The sequence below is a fragment of the Rothia amarae genome, assembly GCF_014705945.2.
In the GTDB taxonomy this organism is placed as follows: Bacteria; Actinomycetota; Actinomycetes; order Actinomycetales; family Micrococcaceae; genus Rothia; species Rothia amarae.
In genome coordinates this window covers 1,427,553-1,448,591 of record NZ_CP061538.1, presented here as the reverse complement: position 1 = coordinate 1,448,591, position 21,039 = coordinate 1,427,553, and the positions used below count along the sequence as shown (strand labels likewise).

General features: G+C 53.5%; 17 protein-coding genes, 4 tRNA genes and 1 riboswitch. Of the genes, 16 read left to right on the top strand and 5 right to left on the bottom strand.

From position 1 onward, the window contains the following. Both IDM48_RS06925 and acnA read left to right on the top strand, forming a co-directional pair. Window positions 1-1,455: a class I SAM-dependent RNA methyltransferase gene (locus IDM48_RS06925; protein WP_190616658.1), complete on the top strand. Its 1,455-nt coding sequence runs from the start codon at window positions 1-3 to the stop codon at window positions 1,453-1,455. 205 nt (window positions 1,456-1,660) lie between these two features. After that, window positions 1,661-4,471 carry an aconitate hydratase AcnA gene (gene acnA / locus IDM48_RS06920; RefSeq protein WP_145174411.1) on the top strand — a complete coding sequence of 937 codons (2,811 nt, stop codon included), beginning with the start codon at window positions 1,661-1,663 and terminating at the stop codon, window positions 4,469-4,471. A gap of 117 nt (window positions 4,472-4,588) precedes the next feature. Here the strand turns inward: acnA and IDM48_RS06915 are convergent, their stop codons facing one another. Further along, window positions 4,589-5,212 (bottom strand): mismatch-specific DNA-glycosylase, encoded by a 624-nt coding sequence (locus IDM48_RS06915; protein ID WP_190616657.1) that lies wholly within the window; start codon window positions 5,210-5,212, stop codon window positions 4,589-4,591. A gap of 94 nt (window positions 5,213-5,306) precedes the next feature. Here IDM48_RS06915 and IDM48_RS06910 point away from each other — a divergent pair, with 94 nt between their 5' ends. Together IDM48_RS06910 and dxs are read left to right on the top strand one after the other, a co-directional pair. Beyond that, entirely contained in the window at window positions 5,307-6,224 is a 918-nt protein-coding gene (locus tag IDM48_RS06910; protein WP_190616655.1) for a DNA-methyltransferase, read from the top strand. A 114-nt stretch (window positions 6,225-6,338) separates the two neighbouring features. Continuing rightward, complete coding sequence (gene dxs, locus IDM48_RS06905; RefSeq protein ID WP_190616653.1) at window positions 6,339-8,315, top strand: 1-deoxy-D-xylulose-5-phosphate synthase; 1,977 nt, start codon at window positions 6,339-6,341, stop codon at window positions 8,313-8,315. Between the two features lie 84 nt (window positions 8,316-8,399). Here dxs and IDM48_RS06900 read toward each other — a convergent pair whose 3' ends face one another. The 3 genes from IDM48_RS06900 to msrB form a co-directional block, all read right to left on the bottom strand. Beyond that, on the bottom strand, window positions 8,400-8,858 hold the full coding sequence (locus tag IDM48_RS06900; protein WP_238397925.1) for a Rieske (2Fe-2S) protein: 459 nt from the start codon (window positions 8,856-8,858) through the stop codon (window positions 8,400-8,402). A 48-nt stretch (window positions 8,859-8,906) separates the two neighbouring features. Then, window positions 8,907-10,184, bottom strand: coding sequence for an HRDC domain-containing protein (locus tag IDM48_RS06895; protein ID WP_238397923.1), 1,278 nt, complete (start codon window positions 10,182-10,184; stop codon window positions 8,907-8,909). A gap of 176 nt (window positions 10,185-10,360) precedes the next feature. Further along, window positions 10,361-10,774, bottom strand: a complete 414-nt coding sequence (gene msrB / locus IDM48_RS06890; protein WP_068173059.1) for a peptide-methionine (R)-S-oxide reductase MsrB — start codon at window positions 10,772-10,774, stop codon at window positions 10,361-10,363. A 144-nt stretch (window positions 10,775-10,918) separates the two neighbouring features. On the opposite strand from msrB, the gene IDM48_RS06885 reads away from it, so the two are divergent. After that, complete coding sequence (locus IDM48_RS06885; protein ID WP_202939862.1) at window positions 10,919-12,205, top strand: alpha/beta hydrolase family protein; 1,287 nt, start codon at window positions 10,919-10,921, stop codon at window positions 12,203-12,205. Here IDM48_RS06885 and ybaK read toward each other — a convergent pair. After that, window positions 12,202-12,696: a Cys-tRNA(Pro) deacylase gene (ybaK, locus tag IDM48_RS06880; RefSeq protein WP_190616645.1), complete on the bottom strand. Its 495-nt coding sequence runs from the start codon at window positions 12,694-12,696 to the stop codon at window positions 12,202-12,204. The genes IDM48_RS06885 and ybaK overlap by 4 nt on opposite strands. Before the next feature lie 193 nt (window positions 12,697-12,889). Between ybaK and zapE the strand changes: the two genes are divergently transcribed. The 11 genes from zapE to IDM48_RS06825 all read left to right on the top strand — a co-directional run bounded on the left by zapE (window position 12,890) and on the right by IDM48_RS06825 (window position 20,795). Then, window positions 12,890-13,945 carry a cell division protein ZapE gene (gene zapE / locus IDM48_RS06875; protein ID WP_238397921.1) on the top strand — a complete coding sequence of 352 codons (1,056 nt, stop codon included), beginning with the start codon at window positions 12,890-12,892 and terminating at the stop codon, window positions 13,943-13,945. 218 nt (window positions 13,946-14,163) lie between these two features. After that, window positions 14,164-14,236: transfer RNA gene (locus tag IDM48_RS06870), tRNA-Gly, on the top strand. Window positions 14,237-14,286: 50 nt separating this feature from the next. Beyond that, window positions 14,287-14,357, top strand: a tRNA-Cys gene (locus IDM48_RS06865). A gap of 27 nt (window positions 14,358-14,384) precedes the next feature. Then, window positions 14,385-14,456 (top strand) — tRNA-Val (locus IDM48_RS06860). A 193-nt stretch (window positions 14,457-14,649) separates the two neighbouring features. Continuing rightward, window positions 14,650-14,725: transfer RNA gene (locus IDM48_RS06855), tRNA-Gly, on the top strand. 121 nt (window positions 14,726-14,846) lie between these two features. Beyond that, window positions 14,847-15,728, top strand: a complete 882-nt coding sequence (locus IDM48_RS06850) for a cytochrome (RefSeq protein ID WP_190616642.1) — start codon at window positions 14,847-14,849, stop codon at window positions 15,726-15,728. Between the two features lie 59 nt (window positions 15,729-15,787). After that, the gene (def, locus tag IDM48_RS06845) at window positions 15,788-16,381 is read left to right on the top strand and encodes a peptide deformylase (protein WP_190616640.1); all 594 of its coding nucleotides are present in this window, start codon (window positions 15,788-15,790) and stop codon (window positions 16,379-16,381) included. Beyond that, on the top strand, window positions 16,381-17,313 hold the full coding sequence (gene fmt, locus IDM48_RS06840; protein ID WP_190616639.1) for a methionyl-tRNA formyltransferase: 933 nt from the start codon (window positions 16,381-16,383) through the stop codon (window positions 17,311-17,313). The genes def and fmt overlap by 1 nt, the downstream gene beginning before the upstream one ends. Continuing rightward, the gene (locus IDM48_RS06835; RefSeq protein WP_190616637.1) at window positions 17,310-19,022 is read left to right on the top strand and encodes an RsmB/NOP family class I SAM-dependent RNA methyltransferase; all 1,713 of its coding nucleotides are present in this window, start codon (window positions 17,310-17,312) and stop codon (window positions 19,020-19,022) included. The genes fmt and IDM48_RS06835 overlap by 4 nt, the downstream gene beginning before the upstream one ends. A 99-nt stretch (window positions 19,023-19,121) precedes the next feature. Further along, entirely contained in the window at window positions 19,122-19,784 is a 663-nt protein-coding gene (gene rpe / locus IDM48_RS06830; RefSeq protein ID WP_145174437.1) for a ribulose-phosphate 3-epimerase, read from the top strand. A gap of 81 nt (window positions 19,785-19,865) precedes the next feature. Then, on the top strand, window positions 19,866-20,795 hold the full coding sequence (locus tag IDM48_RS06825; protein ID WP_145174440.1) for a hypothetical protein: 930 nt from the start codon (window positions 19,866-19,868) through the stop codon (window positions 20,793-20,795). A 70-nt stretch (window positions 20,796-20,865) separates the two neighbouring features. Continuing rightward, window positions 20,866-20,991: riboswitch (FMN riboswitch) on the top strand. The last annotated feature ends 48 nt before the right edge of the window (window positions 20,992-21,039 follow it).

Below are 21,039 nucleotides of genomic sequence, written 5' to 3'. Positions count from 1 at the left end.
ATGAATCATCAGTCCGAAGATCAAATTAACTTTTCCATCGGCGATATTGTGGAGCTTAACCCCGAAAAAGTTGCCCACGGTGGGTCTTTCGTGGCACGAGCCAACGGCAGAGTTTTCTTCGTGCGTCACAGCTTGCCCGGCGAAACAGTCCGAGCTGTGATTACGGGCAGCGGACCGAAAAACCGATTCTTTTTTGCAGATACAGTAGAGGTTCTCTCTGCTTCTGCAAACCGACGGCAGCACCCTTGGGCACCTGCCGATGCTCTCCTGGCAGCTCAAGAGAACCGGTTGCCAGTCGGTGGCATGGAATTTGGGCATATTACCCCGTCGGTTCAGCAGGAGCTGAAAGCCGTCGTGATAGCAGAGCAACTCCAACGTTTGGGCGGTATTGCTGCTGACCACCCGCTTCTGGAGCAGTTGACCGTGAAACCCGTGAGTGAAAAAGAGCTAGGTCAGCGCACACGTGTTCATTTTGGTGTAGACGCTCAGAGACATATTGCTATGTATCCGCACCAGTCGAATGAGCCTCAGACTGTGGATGGCTTCCCCCTGGCAGCAGCAGCGCTAGAGAACCTGCACCTGGAACAATTGGAACTTTCTGGTATTTCCCGAGTGGATGCCGCCGTGTCTTCTACCGGGCAGCGTTTTGTGCAATTTACTGTAGGCGCGGAAAATAAACCCGCAGTGGTTGCCGAGAACCTCAAACCTCAGCTTGAACAACTCTGGGGAGATTTCCAAGAACGACGTATTGCGGTTCGCTTCACGGCGGAACGTATTTCCGGTCGCGGTCGCGGCGTCAGAGCAGCGGATGTTCTCTGGGGTGACCCCGTCTTACAAGAGAACGTTTCGTTCGAAGGCGCGAAATTGAACTTTGAGGTGGACGGTGCGGGGTTCTGGCAAAATCATACGGCAGCGCCTGCAACCCTCAGTGCATTAGTGCGTGAATTTGCTGATTTGAAGAGCGGAGAGACCGCATTCGATCTCTACGCTGGCGCAGGTCTTCTCACTGGCGTTCTCGCGGATGCAGTGGGGGAGAAGGGGCACGTTCTCTCTGTTGAAGGTTCACCGGTGACCAGCTCAAACGCTGAAAAGAACTTTGCCCGTCAGGGAATCTCCCGCACCGAACGCTCTTCCAAAACCGTAATCAAAGTGGTGCGTGGCGATGTAGCTAAAGTTCTGCGCAACGTTTCCACTAAACCTGAATACCGTGCATTCGCTCGTCCCGACGTCGTCGTACTTGATCCTTCTCGTGAAGGTGCCGGGCGTCAAGTTATGGAACAGATTGACCAGCTAGACCCTCGTGCTATCGTCTACGTTGCCTGTGATCCAGCGGCACTGGGGCGCGATACCGGTTACTTGCGAGAGCTGGGCTGGTCTTTGGCTAAGGTTCAGGGGTTGGACATGTATCCCTGTACTCACCACGTTGAAACTATTGCCCGCTTCGAACGCCGCTAAGCCACTTCTGAAAAAGACGTTGTATTTAGTCAGTGTTTTGTTGCGAAAATAGGAATGAGGTATAAGCAGGTACACTGGTGTGTAATAGAGCTTAGTGTCAAACTGTCTCTAACTTCGCCGTTTGCGTCATTGGCTGGCGCAAACGGCGCAAAGTGAGCGGTTTGAAAGAGCTTTACCCCAAAGACCAGTGTCGAGAGGAGTTCACATGACTACTGTGAACAGCTTCGGTTCCAAGGGCGTTTTGAACGTCAAAGGCACCGAGTATGAAATTTTCCGCCTGAATGCGGTCAAGGGATCTGAGAAGCTCCCTTACTCCCTAAAGGTTCTTCTAGAAAACCTGTTGCGCACCGAAGATGGCGCGAACATCACCAAAGATCACATTGAAGCTTTGGCTAACTGGGATCCTCACGCTGAACCCAACACCGAAATTCAGTTCACCCCCGCACGCGTGATTATGCAGGACTTCACCGGTGTTCCCTGCATCGTGGACCTTGCTACCATGCGTGAAGCTGTGAAGGACTTGGGTGGCGATCCCTCCAAGATTAATCCTTTGGCACCTGCTGAACTCGTCATCGACCACTCGGTTCAGATTGATAAGTTCGGCACTGCAGATGCAATTACCCGCAATATGGACATCGAATACGAGCGCAACGGCGAGCGTTACAAGTTCCTTCGCTGGGGTCAGGGCGCCTTTGATGACTTCAAGGTAGTGCCCCCGGGAATGGGTATCGTTCACCAGGTCAATATCGAATACCTGGCTCGCACCGTCATGTCCCGTGAAGTTGACGGAGTCATGCGCGCATACCCCGATACCCTCGTGGGCACCGACTCCCACACCACCATGGTGAACGGTCTCGGCGTTCTCGGCTGGGGCGTTGGCGGTATTGAAGCAGAAGCAGCTATGCTCGGCCAGCCCGTGTCCATGCTGATTCCTCGCGTTGTTGGTTTTAAGCTCACCGGCTCCATTCCTTCGGGCGCTACGGCAACCGACGTCGTTCTCACCATCACTGAAATGCTCCGTAAGCAGGGCGTAGTCGGCAAGTTCGTTGAATTCTACGGCGAGGGCGTCACCCAGGTTCCTCTGGCAAACCGTGCGACCATCGGTAACATGAGCCCCGAATTTGGTTCGACTGCTGCAATCTTCCCGATTGACGACGTCACACTGGACTACCTGCGCCTCACCGGTCGCTCAGAAGAACAGATTGCTCTGGTTGAGCAGTACACCAAGGAACAGGGCCTGTGGCATGATCCTTCAGTTGAGGTTGAATACTCTGAGTACCTCGAACTTGATCTTTCCACCGTGGTGCCTTCTATCGCTGGTCCCAAGCGTCCTCAGGATCGCATTGAGTTGGATTCAGCGAAGAAGCAGTTCCGCAAGGATCTTCCCAATTACGTCGAGCAAACCGATTTAGATTCTGACATCGAAGAGTCCTTCCCTGCATCTGACGCTGTGGGTGGTCCCGGTGATGAAAGCGATGAAGAGAAGGTAGGGGAGTTCGACAACAACGCCCCCAAGAAGCTCCTCGGCCGCGCGTCCAAGAAGGTCGACGTCAAGATGGAAGACGGCCGCGAGTTCCAGCTCGATCACGGCGCTGTATCCATCGCATCGATTACTTCCTGCACCAACACCTCGAACCCCTCAGTCATGCTTGCCGCAGGTATCCTTGCGCGCAACGCAGCGGCTAAGGGACTCACCGCGCAGCCTTGGGTCAAGACCTCCATTGCTCCCGGTTCTAAGGTAGTTACTGACTACTACGAGAAGGCTGGCTTGCTCCCTGAGCTCGAAAAGCTTGGTTTCTATGTAGTGGGCTATGGTTGTGCAACCTGCATCGGTAACTCCGGCCCGCTGGAGCCTGAGATTTCTGAGGCTATCAACGAAAATGACCTGTCAGTAACTGCAGTTCTCTCAGGTAACCGTAACTTTGAGGGTCGAATTTCACCTGACGTCAAGATGAACTACTTGGCTTCACCTCCTCTGGTTATCGCTTATGCGCTGGCTGGCACCATGGACTTCGATTTTGAGAAGGACGCACTGGGCAAGGATCAGGACGGCAACGATGTCTACCTCAAGGACATCTGGCCCGACCCCGCCGAGGTGGAGAAAATCATTGCTTCGGCAGTGGATACCGAGATGTACAACAACGAATACGGAACCATCTTCGATGGCGACGATCGCTGGAAGTCCCTCGATACTCCCACCGGCAATACCTTCGCCTGGGATGCCGATTCCACCTACGTGCGCAAGCCCCCATACTTTGAGGGCATGACCATGGATATCACCCCTGTGGAAGATATCGAAGGCGCTCGCGTTCTGCTCAAGCTGGGCGATTCGGTCACCACCGACCACATTTCACCGGCTGGTTCTTTCAAATCTGAAACCCCTGCGGGTCAGTACCTGATTGAACATGGCGTAGAACGTAAGGACTTCAACTCCTACGGCTCACGCCGTGGTAACCACGAGGTCATGATTCGTGGTACCTTCGCGAACATCCGCATTAAGAACCAGTTGCTGGACGGCGTCGAGGGTGGTTTCACCCGCGACTTCACCCGCGATGGTGAACAGTCCACCGTCTACGATGCTTCTCAGAACTACCAGGCTGCTGGTATTCCTCTGGTTGTATTGGGCGGTAAGGAATACGGCACCGGATCATCTCGTGACTGGGCTGCTAAGGGCACCACCTTGCTGGGCGTCAAGGCAGTTATTGCTGAGTCCTTCGAGCGCATCCACCGTTCAAACCTGATTGGCATGGGCGTTGTGCCTCTGCAGTTCCCCGAGGGCGAGTCTCACGAGTCGTTGGGTCTGACCGGTACCGAGACTTACTCCATCACCGGCCTGACCGAGCTGAATGAGGGCAAGACTCCTAAGACCGTAAAGGTTACTGCAACCGCTGAAGATGGCTCCACCACCGAATTCGATGCTGTAGTACGCATCGATACCCCAGGTGAAGCTGACTACTACCGCAACGGCGGTATTCTCCAGTACGTTTTGCGTAACCTGGTTCGTGATTCAAAGTAAGTTGAACGTCAAGTTCTAACTCATCGTTGAACACAAACAATGGGCGGGTCCCCTGGAGGGAGTCCGCCCATTGTTTTTTATAAGAAATGAGTTAGCGATGGATTATTCTCAGACTGACTAGTTATTCACCGAGTCCCAGATAGTTTTCCATTTCTCACCGAGCGTCTGTATCGTTTCATGAGCGTTAAGACCAGATGGCTGCGGGGTCACCCATAATTCGATATCCTGAGGCCAATCATCCATCTCCGATGTATCCTGGTGACCCAGCTTAGCTTTATTATTTGAAAACGCCGTGCGGTAGGCGGTAATACCAATGATGGCAACGGCGCGAGGCTTTAGCTCTTCAGCAAGACGAATAATGCGCTGGCGCGATTCCTTGAGCTCTTCTGCCGTCAACTGGTCGGCACGAGCTGTTGCCCTCGGTACCAGATTAGTGATGGCGATTCCCGCATCGATCAGGCGTTGTTCATCTTCATCGCTGAGACCGGTCGAAGCATCTACTTTAGGACTCAAAATACCGGCGACGTCGAGCGAGGGCCAAAACCTATTACCCGGGTGGGCAAAGGGTGCGTTGACTGCCGCGGTCCATAGACCAGGGTTTATGCCAACCATCAACAACTTCACCGGATAGGGATTTTCCTCGGTAGGCAAACGGTCGGTGATTTCACCGTTTTCGAAGTGATGCAGTTCCTCTTTATGCGGGCGACGCCCCTGCAAAGGGGAAGGATGTAGTTTACTCATACTCCTATTGTGACCGCTGGTCTTTCGATGATTCTTCCATTGGGACTCAGAGCTAAATTCTTGTCAAGCAAAGTAATACTGTTAAAATGACTTCATGCCCCACGAACCCATCTGGACCCCGACTTCACCCAACACGGTGATTCAAGGAGATAACCTCAATGTGCTACGTGAACTTCCGGATGAGTCTTTTCAGCTAATTTATATTGACCCGCCTTTCAACACAGGGAAGGTGCAAAAACGCCAGTCTCTGAAGACGGTGCGCTCGCAGGAGGGCACTCGCGTGGGGTACAAAGGGCAAACTTACGAGACGATCCGTGGAAAAATTACTAGCTACGACGATTCGTTTGAAGATTTTTGGGAATTTTTAGAGCCCAGGTTAGAAGAAGCGTGGCGGTTGCTGAATTCTTCGGGAACCCTCTACCTGCATTTGGATTACCGCGAAGTTCACTATGCCAAGGTTCTTCTCGATGCCCTCTTTGGCAGAGAGTGCTTTCTCAACGAGATTATTTGGGCTTACGATTACGGGGCTCGTTCGAAGAAGCGTTGGCCTACTAAACATGACAATATTTTGGTCTATGTGAAAGACCCCAAAGGCTACTATTTCAACAATACTGAGGTTGACCGTGAGCCTTATATGGCGCCGGGCCTGGTTACTCCAGAAAAAGTAGCCTTAGGAAAGCTACCCACCGACGTCTGGTGGCATACGATAGTTTCTCCGAGCGGACGAGAAAAAACGGGATATCCCACTCAAAAACCTCTGGGCGTATTGCGGCGCATCATCCAGGCGAGTTCTACCGAAGGCGACTGGGTGTTGGATTTCTTTGGCGGCAGCGGCACTACCGGTGATGCCGCCCGCCAGCTGGGCAGAAAATTCTTACTCATTGATAAGAACAAGCAGGCATTTGACACGATGAAAACCCGCTTTACGCGCGTTATCGACGCCGAAGAAGAAGCTCAGCAGATTCAGTTCGCCAAGTTTAGAAAGCGCCCTGTTCGCCTGATTGAAGGCTGATAATTCCAAAGTTATTCCCTGGGACGGGTAAAGTTGAGACAGCGGAACCATCAGGGTACTGAGATGAGATACCCTGGTCACCGCTGAAGATTGTGCATACTAAAGGAGATCACCGTGGGATTGCTTGAGAACATCTCGACGCCTAAAGATCTAGATCGTCTTTCGGAGAGCGAGATGCATCAGCTGGCGCAGGAAATTCGTAGTTTCCTCGTGCAGCATGTGGCGCAGACCGGTGGTCACTTGGGACCAAACTTGGGCGTGGTTGAACTGACCCTCGGTATTCACCGCGTATTCGATTCGCCACACGACTCCATCATTTTTGATACAGGACATCAGTCCTACGTACATAAGATTTTGACCGGTCGCCACAATTTTGAGACTCTACGTCAAAAAGGCGGACTGGCAGGTTACCCCGACCGTGCAGAATCAGAGCATGACATCGTGGAGTCTTCTCATGCGTCGTCGTCGCTGAGCTGGGCTGATGGTATTTCTCGTGCCCACCAGTATAACGGGGAGGACGACCGCTATACTGTCGCGGTGATTGGCGATGGCGCACTAACCGGCGGTATGGCGTGGGAAGCAGTGAATAATATTGCTGCTGACCGCCAGCGCAAAGTAGTGATTGTGGTGAACGATAATGGTCGTTCCTATGCTCCTACGGTGGGTGGTTTTGCCAACCATATGGCTGAGCTTCAGCAAGAACTACAGAATCGTCTGGATCAGGTTCGCCTGGATCGCCGCTACGATAAGACTCTCGATGTGATGCGCCAGAAGCTACAGAAGTCTGGTCCTGTGGGCGAGATGGTTTACCGCGGTCTGCACGGTATGAAAGCGGGACTCAAAGATATCGTGGTGCCCAACGGTCTCTTCGAAGATTTGGGCATGAAATATGTAGGACCGATTGATGGCCATGACCAAGATGCCGTGGAAACCGCGCTGACAGCTGCAAAGAACTTTGGTGGCCCCGTTATTGTGCATGCGATTACCGAAAAGGGCCGGGGTTATGCTCCTGCACGGGCACATGAGGACGACCAGTTCCACGCGGTGGGTATTATCGACCCCGAAACCGGTCAACCTCTTGCTTCAAAGGGTGGGCAGTCTTGGACTGGCGTTTTCTCGTCAGAGATTAAGAATATTGCCGACGAGCGTGAAGATATCGTGGGCATTACCGGCGCTATGTTGATTCCTGTGGGGCTCAAACCCATGCAACAGGCTTACCCCAACCGTGTAATCGACGTGGGAATCGCCGAGCAACATGCCATCGCCATGAGCGCAGGTCTTGCTTTTGGCGGACTGCATCCGGTGATTGCCCTTTACGCTACCTTCTTGAATCGCGGATTTGACCAGCTATTAATGGACGTTGCGCTACACGGTGCTGGAGTGACCATCGTTCTCGACCGCTCGGGTGTCACAGGTCCTGATGGTCCTTCTCATCATGGTATGTGGGATCTTGCTCTTTTGCAGTTCATCCCCGGTTTGCATCTGGCAGCTCCGCGTGATGCTGCGACTTTGCGGGAAGAGCTGCGGGAGGCAGTAGCTATTAACGATGCTCCCACCGTTATCCGCTACCCTAAGGGCGACGTCGGCGACGACATCTCTGCTATCCACCGCATGGACGACGGCGTGGACGTCCTGAGGCAATCCGGCGATTCAGATAGCTCCAGCGGGCAGCTGGACGTACTGCTGGTTGCTGTGGGCGCGATGGTGCCCCTGGCGTTGAGTGTTTCCGAATCCCTGGAACAGCAGGGGGTATCGAGCACGGTGATTGATCCTCGCTGGATCATGCCCGTACCGGGGTCGGTTGTCAGCGCAGCACGCGACCACCGAATCGTCGTGGTACTAGAAGACGGCGTCAAGGCTGGGGGAGTTGGCTCCCGAATCCGTCAGGAGATGCGTTCGCAAGGTGTGGATACCGCTTTGAACGAAGTGGGATTGCCCTCTGAATTTATTCCCCATGCTTCACGCAGTGAAATTTTTGATGAAGTTGGGCTCACCACCGAGAAAATTACCGGAGATATTATGGCTCAGCTTTCGGGGGAAATGGTTCCTTACGCTCGTGGCAAAGGAATTAAGCCCAAGCACGCTCGTTGATAGCTACCTCTGCATAGAATATTGAGTTATAAATAAAACCGCTTGAATCTGAATAGGTTCAAGCGGTTTTTTCTGGCATGAAGGCTAGGAGACGATGATTCGCCCGTCTTTTACCTCTACGGCGTACTCGGGCAGAGGTTCGGGGGCGGGGCCGCCCTTGACGGAGCCATCTTCAATGCTGAACTGCGACGCATGGCAGGGGCATGCGAGGTCCTTATTTTGCACGTTGAGCTGGCAACCCTGGTGAGTGCACACGGAGCTGAATGCTTTGAACTTTCCTTCGCTGGGCTGAGTTACCATGACCGAAAGATTACCAGAAGTAGCTTTGAGAGCACTGCCGACGGGAACATCTGCGGCAGCGGCAACATCGGTGGGAGCCGAAGGCTTTTTCACCTCGGTCAGACCGCCTTCAGCGGACTTGCCCGCATCTGAATTATTCGATCCGCAAGCGGTGAGGGTCACACCCGCAACGCCTACGCCCGCTCCGCCAAGGGCTAGACGGCGGCTGACTGCGCCTGTCTCGGTTGTCTTTTCATTCTCCATGTTTGTTCCTCCCATAGGGGTGCCGGCTCATTTGGGTTGAAAACCTGGTTACTCCAGATATTTTTCAAAGAGCGGCAGAAGTCTTGGTACCACTAAGTTTATCTGCCAGTTACGCGCGCCCAAAGAGCGAAGCTCGTATGCCAGAGAATCTTCGCTGATTTCTTGGGGTGGTTCCCAGCAGAGACGGCGTAAAGTATCGGGCTGAAGGATGTTGTCGTGGGGAATATTAATGTCGTCCGACAAGTCGTTGAGCGTTTCCTTTGCCGCCTGAATCAACGCGTGCGACACTGGACGCTTATGCTCCCAAGCCTTGATGGGCGGCGGACCACTGGCAGGGGTGGTGTAGGGCACCGGTTGTTCAGCGGATTTTGCATCATGGATAGCCCGCACCCACCGGGGCGCTTCCCGGCGCAGCGATCGCGTTTGGAAGCCTGGAATCGCCAGGATAGCTGGGACAGTGCGGGGCATTGCCCGAGCTGCTTGAATTAATGAAGAATCGGGTAGTAAGCGCTTGGGTGCTATATCTTTTTTCTGAGCGAGATGGTCGCGTTCAAACCAAAGATTTTTCAGCGCTGTCAACTGGCGTCTGTTACGTAACGCCTGAATCCCCTTGGTTTTGCGCCAGGGGTCAGGAGCGGTTTCTTTGGGAGGGGCTGAAGCTAGGTAGGCGAATTCTTCTAACGCTATTTCGAGTTTTCCTTGCTCCCTCAACACGTCTTCGATGGCGTCTCTGAGGTCAACGAGGATTTCGACGTCGAGCGCCGCGTAGTTTAGCCATTCAGCCGGCAGAGGTCGTTTGGACCAGTCTACTGCCGAGTGTTCTTTTTTTAGGCGGTAGCCCAGTAGCTGTTCGACGACGGTTCCCAACCCCACGCGGTCAAAGCCAGCAAGGCGTGAACCCAGTTCTGTGTCGAAGAGAAAATCGGGGTGCATACCTAAATCTGCGAGGCAGGGTAGATCTTGCGTGGCGGCGTGGAGAACCCACTCGACGCCGCGTAATGCCTCGTTAATGAGGGAGAGGTCTTCAAATGCTTCGGGGTCAATCAGGATGATTCCTGAGTCTCCCCGTTTGAGTTGTACCAGGAAGGCTCGCTGACCGTAGCGGATTCCCGAAGCACGTTCAGTGTCCACTGCCACAGAACCTTCGGCGTTTTTGAGAACCTGCGCAGCATTGCGCAAACCGCGTTCTGTACTGATGACTGCAGGGATGCCGTCGGCTGGCCGATTGAGGAGGACGATGTCAGGAATAGCGAATTCGCCTAGCCCTAGTTGCTCGCACGTGGGAGCAACAGATTCAGACTGCCCACTCATACGAGACCCACCCATCCGTTTGATCCTCAAAAATAGCTCTTCCGATTGCCGAGGTTTTGATTCTTGGCACAGAATTCTATTCTACGACTGCCGTTGCATTTTTGGGCGGAAGATGACTTTAACGCTGAACACCTCTGGCGCCCTCGTTAAGGCGGAGGCGTCAGAGGTGATGGATTTTTTCTCACGTGAGCTTACTTTTGCGGCTCAAAGGTGAGACAGATGGAGTTGATGCAGTACCGCTGATCGGTGGGAGTATCGTATCCCTCGCCTTCAAAGACATGACCTAGGTGAGAATCGCAGGCGGCGCAACGGACTTCAATCCGTTTCATGCCCAAAGAGTAGTCTTCGAGGTAGCGCACGCTGTCAGAGGCTGCGGGGTCAAAGAAGGAGGGCCAACCACAGTGGGAGTCGAATTTTTCAGTAGAGCGGAAAAGCTCGGCGTCACAGGCGCGGCACTTATAGACACCTTCTGTTTTGTTATCTAGGTGCTCACCGGTAAAGGGACGCTCGGTCCCTCCTTCGCGAAGTACGGCAAATTCCTGGGGGTTTAGAACTTCTCGCCAGTCTTTGACGACTTTACCCACGCCAGGTTTGAACTCAGACATAAGTGTATCTCCTTCAGTTGCAATGCCTATGTTCTCACTATAACCGGTCAAGACACACCGGTATTCCTTCCAGGAAAAGGGCAAACTTTTTTCAGTTTGAACGGCTATAGTTCACAGTGAAACTGGTGAGAACGAAGAAAGTCGTTGCAAACAGCCGTGAACAAAGCACAGACAAAAGACCGCATCCTGAATTCACCCTGGACCCCAGCAACTATCGGAGCCGCAGTCGGAGCCGGATCTGCAACAGTCGGTCTGCTGAGCGCAGCGGCTGTCTCAACCTATTTTGCTCGCAAGGTGGTGGTTCCTCCCAAACGGCCGGTGGAAGATTTGCGCCTTATCTCGGTGGGTTATGACTCCATCGAGTTGACGAGCCACCAGCAGCCCTCAAGCGTGCGTTTGCCAGCAACCGAAGCAACTCTTGCTCCCGGCGAGTACGGTCTATTTTTTAACGGTGGTCAAGGATTCGCTGTAGTGGGTGAAATTACTGCCTATTCCCCCCAAGAACAGACGGTCACGCGCAAGATTATCAATGTAGTTTCCGGTGATCTGGCGACGGCGCAGAGAGGTCGACTTTCCGGTGTTGTTTCGCGTACCCCCGAGGCGGCAGGGTATAGCTGTGAAGATATTTCACTGGAACTGGCGGTGGGCTCGGCCCCTGCCTGGTTAGTCCATCCCGATGCACGGCTTCCAGAGTCCGAATTCTCGCCAGATGTATCTCCGACAGTACAAACAGGTTCAAGAACTTGGGCAATCATGGTGCATGGGATGGGTGCCACCCGCGCAGAAACCTTACGGGCATTGGAAACAACACAGGCGCTTGGCATGACGTCGCTGCACATGTCGTATCGCAATGATCGTGAGGCACCGCCGTCGGTAGATAACCGCTACGGTCTAGGTTTTACCGAATGGGCAGATGTAGATATAGCCATCGACTACGCGCGGGAACACGGTGCGCAGGATGTAGTTCTCTTTGGTTGGTCAATGGGCGGTGCGATTTGCCTCCAGACCATGAGGCGCGCCCGCAATCGCCGTCTTATCCGAGCGATGGTTCTAGATGGACCGGCAGCGGATTGGCTTGATTTGATGCAGTATCATACGCGAATCAATAAAATTCCGCTCCGCCTTGGTGCACTGGGAGTCTCGATGATTTCGCAACCTGCCCTCAACATCTTTACCGGTCTGCAAGAGCCCATCGAAATGGATACTCTCTCATGGACCAAACATGCGGGGGACATCACCGTACCCACATTGATTCTGCATTCAATGGATGACGCGTTTGTGCCCGCTTATAGCTCGCAGAAGCTGGCGGAGCGTTCACCTCTGGTAGATTTTGTCCCCTTCGAAGGAGCAACCCATACGCGCGAGTGGAATGTTGATCCTCGCCGCTGGTTTGATGCAGTTACCTCCTGGTTACCTGCGCATCTCAGCTAAGCGGCTATATCCGCATACTTTCCTTGGGCAAGAGCGAGCAAATCATCGGGAGTTAACTCGATGTCTAGTCCTCTCTTGCCCCCGGAAACCAAAATAGTGGGAAAGAGCTGGGCAGTTTCATCGAGCACAGTAACGTGAGGTGTTTTTTGACCTAGAGGAGAAATCCCTCCCACTACATAACCGCTCCGTTTCTCTGCGACTGAAGGCTCTGCCATGGTGGCTGACTTCCACCCCAGAGCAGCCGCTGCAGCTTTGAGGCTGAGTTTGCCTGCTACCGGGACTACACACACCGCATACTCTTTTTCATGGTGAATCATAAGGGTTTTGAAAACTTGATCTTCCGAGCGGCCCAGGGCAGCGGCGGCTTCTATTCCAAAGGCCTTTTCGCCGTCTTGATGTGAATATTCGCGCACCTCATAGGTAACGCCTGCTTCTTCCAGTACTTGCAGTGCCGCAGTTGCGGCGGCGCCTTTTTTCTTTTTCTTAGCCATGGTGCTCTCCTCATCAAAGGTTTCTGCTTCTAATGTACCGAGAGGAGAGCAACAAGAAAAATGTAAAGGCTAAGGCAACCTCTAGCCCGAAATAGAGGAAACACTCGCGGTGTTCACTAGACTGAGATATCAAGACAGTCACACTGCTGATGAATAGCACGTGTGAAATTTGTACCGGCTAGAAAGCACACTCGTGGTTACTTTTGAACATCTCACCGAACGACGTCCGCAGGTTTCACCTGAAGAATTGCTCGCAGGGTTCCGCCCCTCTGAACGATTTGGTGAGGTGTCGTTTGAGACCTATCGACCAGATCCACAGCAACCTTCTCAGTCCGCTGCCGTTGAGGCTTTGAAAAAGTTTGCGGCAAGCATGGGGCAGAGCCCACAGGGTTCGGGCGGCTTCTTCTCCAAACTTTTTGGTGGCGGAAGCAAAAATCCAGCGGCTGCGCAGGGTGTGTATTTGGACGGTGGGTTCGGCGTCGGTAAAACTCACCTTCTGGCGTCCCTATGGCATGCTGCGGATGGCCCCAAAGCCTTCGGTACCTTTGTGGAATACACCAATCTGGTAGGCGCCATGGGATTCCGCAATACGGTTGATGCACTGAGCAAATACAAGCTGGTCTGTATTGATGAATTTGAACTCGACGATCCCGGCGACACCGTTTTGATGTCCCGCCTAATGCGAGAGCTTTCCGACGCAGGAGTGCGCTTGGTGGCAACCTCAAACACCTTGCCCGGCGCACTGGGGGAGGGACGTTTTGCCGCCCAGGATTTCAAGCGAGAAATTCAGGTATTAGCGGATCAATTCGATGTATTGCGCGTTGACGGTGAAGACTACCGTCACCGCGGTCTAGAAAAAGCTCCCAACCCGGTTGTCCCAGGCACCGAGGAAGCAACTGTAGAAGAAAAATTTCCCGCTAACTCCCGCATTGCAGTAGATAATTTTGCCAACGTCGTGGAACACCTTTCCCAGGTTCACCCCTCTCGCTACCGCCAGCTCGTTGCTGACTTGGACGGTATTTGCTGGAAGAACGTTGAGCCTATTACCCGACAGGATATTGCCCTCCGCTTTGTTGTCCTTGCTGACCGGCTCTATGACCGTGATCTTCCTATCGTTTCCTCAGGCGTTCCGTTTGACCAGGTCTTTACCGAAGAGATGATGGCCGGGGGGTATCAAAAGAAGTATTTCCGTGCGGTATCACGGCTCACCGCACTAGCCCGAGAAGCTGCAACGGGTGAACGCGCGTAAATAAAAAGAGCATCTCTGTGAGATACTCCATATAAAATATTGGGGGCTCGCAGGGGTGTTGGTGCCCTTCAATACGGTGGAAATCCGTGAGTTTCTCCGGATTTTTGAGAGGCGTTGTGTCGATTTGGCAGCGGCGGATAAACTGTGTAAAGTATTTACCTGTCAGGTCAACGAGTTGAAGAAATTCTCCAAGTGACCATCCTGAAAAGGTGACATATGCGGTTGTAGCTCAGTTGGTAGAGCACCACCTTGCCAAGGTGGATGTCGCGAGTTCGAGTCTCGTCAACCGCTCGCATGCTGTTTCTAGTAAGAAGCACAGGCCCTGGCTTCATGCAAGGCACGGTGAGGTGGTCGAGTGGTTAGGCAGCGGCCTGCAAAGCCGTGTACGCGGGTTCAAATCCCGTCCTCACCTCGCAGACAATATTTTCATATTGTTTATGCGCGATTGGCGCAGCGGTAGCGCGCTTCCCTGACACGGAAGAGGTCACTGGTTCGATCCCAGTATCGCGCACAAACTAAGCCCAGCTGAATTTTTCAGCTGGGTTTTGTGTTTAACACTAAGAGTTCTAAAAGTGACTGCCCAATCCTGCGCACCCTGCGAGGTGAACTTATCAGTGTGTTGCATATCGCAGCGAGATCCCCTTAGAATCATCCTTTTCAATTTGCAGGGTTTTAAAAAGCTGTGTATAGTATTTCTTCGTTGCGCGGTTGTAGCTCAGTTGGTAGAGCACCACCTTGCCAAGGTGGATGTCGCGAGTTCGAGTCTCGTCAACCGCTCCAAAGAAGGGCTTCCGAACCATCGGAAGCCCTTTATTTTTATCCCAGAATACTGGAGCAGAACTCTTCAGACACGTAGATTTCTAACCCCGCCCGCACGTGCGAGCAGAAGTGAAGGTGCAATATGACATCACCACGGCTAGCCTCAAACACCGGCTTCGGTCGAATGTACGCACGCATTGTGGGGGGAGAGCTGGAAGTTCCTTCTATTACCACGGTAATCAGCCAGCAGGCTATGGATCTGGGCGGCTGGCACGGATACATGGCTGCTAAAGCGGCTCTAGAGGATCACCGGTCCTATCGGGCGTCGTCCTCTCCCGGTCTAAAATTTGCGATCATCCGGGATGCAGCCAATGCCAGTGAACGATTTAGGGACGACGCCGCTGCGCGTGGCGACCGCGTTCATAACTACGCAGAAAATGTTGCGTTGCGGGCAATGGGTGAACCCCATGAAGCTGACGAAATGCGTGAAATTCTGGTGAGCCTTGGCGAACAAGCCTACGCAGACCGCTTTGACGAATGGTGGGATCAGTTTCGACCCACTCCACTAGCCACCGAAGTGACCATCTGGAACGACACTGTGGGTTATGCAGGAACGCTTGATTTGGTTGCGGACATTGCCGGACACACCTGCATTATTGATTACAAAACTAAAGGAACAGATCGCAAAGGACGAGTAAAGTCGCTAGATCACAAAGTAGTGATGCAGCTTGTTGCCGGGTTGAAGGCTGAGAAATCTTTGGTCGATGCAGAGGCCGGGCAATGGGAAGACTGGAAACACGGACAAGCTCCTATTCTGATGGGTGTTGCCCTCGGCGAGACCGAGGTCGTGGCGCAACAAGCTAACCCGAGAGTTCTGGAAAATAACTGGTATAAGTTCTGTGCTCTCAAGCGGGTGTGGGACTATAACAAGACTTTGGCTGAAGAAGAGTGTGAAGTGCTGATGCCGGTGATCCCTCCTCCTCTCAATGAGGCCGAGCCGTCTTTAGACGAAAAGAAAGCCTAATTTCTCTACACTGGTAAGAGAAAAACCTCCAAATGTTTTCCCTGCACGAAAGAAGATTCATGGCGATTTTGACCGTACGGACCGTGGGCGATCCCGTTCTGCGCAGTGAGTGTGAAGAAATCACTGTTTTTGACGACGATTTAAAGAAGTTGATTGTCGACATGCTAGAGACCATGTATGAGGTCAATGGCGTGGGACTGGCGGGACCGCAAATCGGAATCAATAAGAAAATTTTTACATTCGGAAATATTGACGGTCGAGAAGGCTACATCATTAACCCTGTACTGGAGACCGGCGATGAAGACCAAGAAGGCGGCGAAGGTTGCCTCTCGGTTCCCGGTATTTCCTCCGATACCCCACGAAAAAATTGGGCGAGAGTCACCGGGGTAGACGCCGACAACAAGCCCCTTGTGCTTGAAGGTGAGGGTCTTTTTGCCCGTATGCTCCAGCATGAGACGGATCATCTATACGGCACCCTCTTTATCGACCGTTTGGTGGGCGAAGAACGTAAAGAAGCTATGCGTGCTATCCGCAAGGCAGATTTTGAAAATGTGTCTGCGGCTGTGCACAGCGAGCGCGCGAGTGCAGTTTCTTCTGCATTTGGGGCGGGCGTTGTGCCTTCTGGGTCTGCATTTGGAGGGGGAAAACGCTGATGGCATTTAAGGTTCTATTTGCAGGCACTCCTGATCTTGCCGTTGAAACTCTCAACGCTCTGATGGAAACCGACCATGAAGTGGTGGGTGTTCTGACTCGTGAGGATGCTCCTCAGGGTCGCAAACGCGTTCTTACTCCCTCAGCTGTAGCGCAGCGCGGCGAAGAGCTTGAGCTGCCAGTTATTAAGGCTAATCAGTGGTCGAAAGAGGTTGCTGAAGAAGTTAAGAAACTTCAGGCAGATATTGCTGCTGTAGTGGCGTTTGGTGCTATTTTGCCGCCGTCGGCTTTGGATTTATTGCCTCACGGCTGGATTAACCTGCATTTCTCATCGTTGCCTCAATGGCGCGGTGCGGCACCGGTGCAGCGTGCTCTGATGGCGGGGGAGAGCGAAATTTTTTCGAATGTTTTTCGGATTGAGCGCGGACTCGATACTGGTCCCGTTTTTCGCGAAGAATCAACCGGTGTTGGTCCTACTGACACCGCAGGTGAGATTCTGCTGCGTCTTGCCCGCAGCGGTGGCTCGCTCTTGAACGAGGCCTTTGCCGATATTGAGGCAGGAAGTGAAGGGATACCGCAGAGCGGCGACCCTACCCATGCTACCAAGCTGTCATTGGACGATGGACGCCTGGATTGGAATCTGCCGAAAGCCGACATTTTAGCGCGCTATAGGGGAGTGACCCCCGAACCTGGCGCCTGGTGTACTTTCAACGATGCCCGCTTCAAAGTGGGGGAGCTCGCTCTCTCCGATGCCACACCTGCCGGTCCTGTGGGAACCGTGCACCTGGTGAATAAGAAGCCTGTGGTGACCGTAAGCGATGGCACGGTGGAACTCATCAAGGTGCAACCTGCAGGTAAAAAAATGATGAACGCAGCTGACTGGGCACGAGGTCTAGGATCTGCAGTAGCAGAGCAGAAAGTAGTGTTGTCATGAGCCAATCAAACTTCGGCGGGCGTCGTTCAGACGGTCAATCGGGCGGAGCCGCAGGACACAACCGTGCGGGGCAGGGGCGAAGCGGAGCTAACCGTCGCGATGACCGCAACGATAGCTTCAATCCAGCCGGCGCGGGACGTACCAAACGCGGTGGCGGCGGAGAAACTCGACGGAACGATAAGGGTCGAGAACGCAACCGTAAGGCGCAGTTCTCCCGTGAGTTCTCCGAGTCGGCACCTTCGGCTCGCCGTCGTTCTAGCGATCCCGCCCGTTTGACTGCATATCAGGTGATTAACGCTGTGGTCATGGACGATTCCTACGCCAACCTAGTGCTCCCCAAGACTATTCGGGCAAATCATCTAGACCACCGCGACGCCGGATTCGCTACCGAACTTTGCTACGGTACGTTACGCCACCAGGGCACCTATGATGCGATTTTGGCGCACTGCGTAGACCGCCCTCTAGAGAAGACCGGCAAGCAGATTATGACGGCGCTGCGCATGGGTGCTCATCAGATTCTCTCGATGCGCGTTCCCTCCCACGCGGCGTTGAACTCCACTGTGGCGCTGGCACGCGCGGAGATTGGTTCTGGCCCGGCAGGGTTTATCAACGCAGTGTTGCGTCGAGTCTCTGAGCGATCTCCCGAAGAATGGCAGGACATCATTCAGGCGGATGCCAAGGACGAATACACTCGTTTAGCGCTGTCCAAGTCCCACCCTGCCTGGGTAGTTCGCGCCTTCCGGCAGGCGCTGGCGGCTCATGGTCGTAACCCTGAAGAAATCGGTGCTCTATTGGACGCCGATAATGCCGCTCCTGTGGTGAACTTGGTGGCTTTACCTGGTTTAGGTTCTTTGGATGAGGCACTTGATAAAGGCGCTGAAGAGGGTACCTTGGTGCAAGGCTCTGCGTTGTACTCATCGGGTGATTTGGGTCGCCTAGAATCTGTGCGTGAGGGAACAGTGCGTGCCCAGGATGCCGGATCTCAGTTGGTCGCGCGTGCACTAGCGGATGCGCCTTTGGAGGGCACTGACCGTGCATGGCTTGATCTGTGTGCAGGACCCGGTGGTAAAGCAGCACTGTTGGGTGCGCTCGGCGCTGACCGTGGTGCTCAATTGCTCGCTAATGAGTCAGCAAAACACAGGGCAAAGCTGGTTGAATCCTCCCTCAAGCCGTTGACCCAGGGTAGCTATAAGGTTGTGACCGGCGATGGTCGGAAGATTTCTAGTACGGTAGAAAAACAGTCGTTGTTGCCATCGGGCATGCACCCCGGTCAGCTCTTTGACCGCGTCATGGTAGATGTACCCTGTTCAGGTCTGGGCGCGTTGCGGCGTCGTCCCGAGGCACGGTGGCGTAAAACTCCGCGCGATATCGCCGAGTTGCTCACCTTGCAAAAAGAGCTTTTTGATGCTGCGGCAGCGCAGACTCGCCCCGGGGGTTTGATTGCGTATGTTACTTGCTCACCCCACATGGCAGAGACCCAGAACATTGTGCTGGATATTCTCAAATCCGGTGAGGTTGAACTTCTTGATTCGGCAGCAGCACTGCGCAACGCGGCGTTGAAAGATTCTGCAGGTAATTCTGTACTGGCAGGGGAGCTAGACCCAGCGCATGTGCTCGATGAGAGGCATCCATCGCAGACTACAGCCCAGCTGTGGCCGCATATTCACGGTACGGATGCTATGTTCTTTGCACTGTTCCAGAAGAAATAAATCCATATATACTCAAGCCTCTCAGTTTATGCTGGGAGGCTTTTGCAATAGAGTGGAATAGTAGCTACTGACCCACTGAAGTGTGAAGGCGGAATGACCATGAGTTGCCATATCAACCCCTCTATTTTAAGTGCTGATTTTGCTAACCTGCAGGCTGAATTAGAGGCGATTAGCACCGCTGATGCCGCTCATATTGACGTGATGGACAACCACTTTGTTCCCAACCTCACCTGGGGTCCGCCGGTGGTTAAGCGACTACGCGAGGTCTCACCTGTTCCTTTTGACGTTCATTTGATGATTGAGGACGTCGACCGCTGGGCACCACAGTACGCAGAAATTGGATGCGAGTCGGTGACTTTCCATGCGGAGGCTGCGATTGCTCCCATCAAGCTAGCCCGTACTTTGCGCGAGGCAGGAGCTAAGGCGGGGATGGCGCTTCGCCCCGCCACGCCCGTCGAACCGTATTTGGATATACTGAGTGAGCTCGACATGCTGCTGATTATGACCGTTGAACCCGGTTTTGGCGGCCAGAAGTTCCTTGACGTTACCCTGCCTAAAATCCGCCGTGCTGCCGTAGCACTGAAGGATTCGCCCACCCCACTTGCCATTCAGGTGGACGGCGGAATCACCGAAGAAACTATTGTTCGCGCTGCTGAGGCGGGTGCAAACGTTTTCGTGGCTGGTTCTTCGGTCTATGGTGCTGAGGATCCCTCAGCCGCTATTGCGGCATTGCGCCAGGCTGCAGAGCACCCCCACTCCTAGTTCTGCCCAGGATAAAGTTTGATCGAGCAACCAATCGTTCCGCGAATGCTCTGACTTAACTAAGATAAAAAATTTCTCCTCATGAAGAAAGGCAACACCGTGCACCAGCGCCCCATCAAACGTGCCGCCCATACGCCGCTGGGGCATGCATGGGAGTCTTTCGAGAAGGGACGGCGGCTCTTTGAACTGCAAGATTTCCCCGGTGCTATCGCAGTCTTCGAATCTTCCCTCAAACAATTCCGCGCCGTCCTAGAATCAGAGGGCGAAGCCATGGCGGCCTCAGCTATAGCTGCAGCCTATGGTAATAACGGCATGCACGAGTTTGCGATGCCTTTTGCCGAAGAAGCCTTGGATGCTTTCATCCGACTGGGGCATGCTGAGCAGGTTGCTGAACAACGTCAGAACCTTGGGTCGCTCTATATGTCCTGTGACCGCGCCGAGCAAGCAAGGCAGTCATTCGCTCAGGCAGCAGAGGACTTTATTTCTCTCAAAAATTGGGAGAGAGCTGGCGATAACGCACTTTTGGCCGCTAACCTCAATGCAAGAGACAACCAATTTGGATCTGCCCGCACCCTCTTTTTACAGGCACTGGATAATTTCAGCAAAGTTGAATCGGGAGCTTCAGAACATTCTCGTGCAACGGGGCTCATGCAGCTTGCCTACCTGGAAAAAGTCGAAAAAAATATGGACGCCGCGCGTCTGCTCTACGCCGAAGCTCTTGAAGCGTTCCAAGCAATGAACAGCCCCTGGGAAATCGGTTCGTGTTTAGAGGGCTTAGCAGCGGTGGAATTTGAAGCCGACGCCCTTGATTCGGCTGTTTTGCACGCCAAAGCAGCCCTCGATACATTCCAGCAAAACGGTTTCCGAAGAGATGCATTGCGAGCCAAGGTGAACTACCGAGCGGTCAAATTAGCCCAGGAACGAGCCAACCGTTTGGCCGCGCCGTCCTCCTCGGAGGAATCTGTCGGAAGTCACCTGCCCGGAACGCCTTTCCCAGATGAGCGCCCCTGACAAGTCCTGCCAAGAGTACACCTACTTGGGGCAAATAAATCTCTGTGCCATAATCAAAGCACAACTAAAAATCGTGCTCCGGGACCCGGTGAAATTCCGAACCGGCGGTGATAGTCCGCTAACTTACGCGCAAGCGTGAGCCTGCTAGGTGAAATTCCTAGACCGACAGTACAGTCTGGATGGAAGGTAGCACGAACAAAACGTTCTAAGAACCCGCCCCGGCACCAGCCGGAGGAGTTCTTTG

Coding starts and splice junctions, on each gene's coding strand:
- IDM48_RS06925 (WP_190616658.1), top strand. CDS start 1: ATGAATCATCAGTCCGAAGATCAAATTAACTTTTCCATCGGCGATATT.
- acnA (WP_145174411.1), top strand. CDS start 1,661: ATGACTACTGTGAACAGCTTCGGTTCCAAGGGCGTTTTGAACGTCAAA.
- IDM48_RS06915 (WP_190616657.1), bottom strand. CDS start 5,212: ATGAGTAAACTACATCCTTCCCCTTTGCAGGGGCGTCGCCCGCATAAA.
- IDM48_RS06910 (WP_190616655.1), top strand. CDS start 5,307: ATGCCCCACGAACCCATCTGGACCCCGACTTCACCCAACACGGTGATT.
- IDM48_RS06900 (WP_238397925.1), bottom strand. CDS start 8,858: ATGGAGAATGAAAAGACAACCGAGACAGGCGCAGTCAGCCGCCGTCTA.
- IDM48_RS06895 (WP_238397923.1), bottom strand. CDS start 10,184: ATGGGTGGGTCTCGTATGAGTGGGCAGTCTGAATCTGTTGCTCCCACG.
- msrB (WP_068173059.1), bottom strand. CDS start 10,774: ATGTCTGAGTTCAAACCTGGCGTGGGTAAAGTCGTCAAAGACTGGCGA.
- ybaK (WP_190616645.1), bottom strand. CDS start 12,696: ATGGCTAAGAAAAAGAAAAAAGGCGCCGCCGCAACTGCGGCACTGCAA.
- IDM48_RS06850 (WP_190616642.1), top strand. CDS start 14,847: ATGACATCACCACGGCTAGCCTCAAACACCGGCTTCGGTCGAATGTAC.
- def (WP_190616640.1), top strand. CDS start 15,788: ATGGCGATTTTGACCGTACGGACCGTGGGCGATCCCGTTCTGCGCAGT.
- fmt (WP_190616639.1), top strand. CDS start 16,381: ATGGCATTTAAGGTTCTATTTGCAGGCACTCCTGATCTTGCCGTTGAA.
- IDM48_RS06835 (WP_190616637.1), top strand. CDS start 17,310: ATGAGCCAATCAAACTTCGGCGGGCGTCGTTCAGACGGTCAATCGGGC.
- rpe (WP_145174437.1), top strand. CDS start 19,122: ATGAGTTGCCATATCAACCCCTCTATTTTAAGTGCTGATTTTGCTAAC.
- IDM48_RS06825 (WP_145174440.1), top strand. CDS start 19,866: ATGAAGAAAGGCAACACCGTGCACCAGCGCCCCATCAAACGTGCCGCC.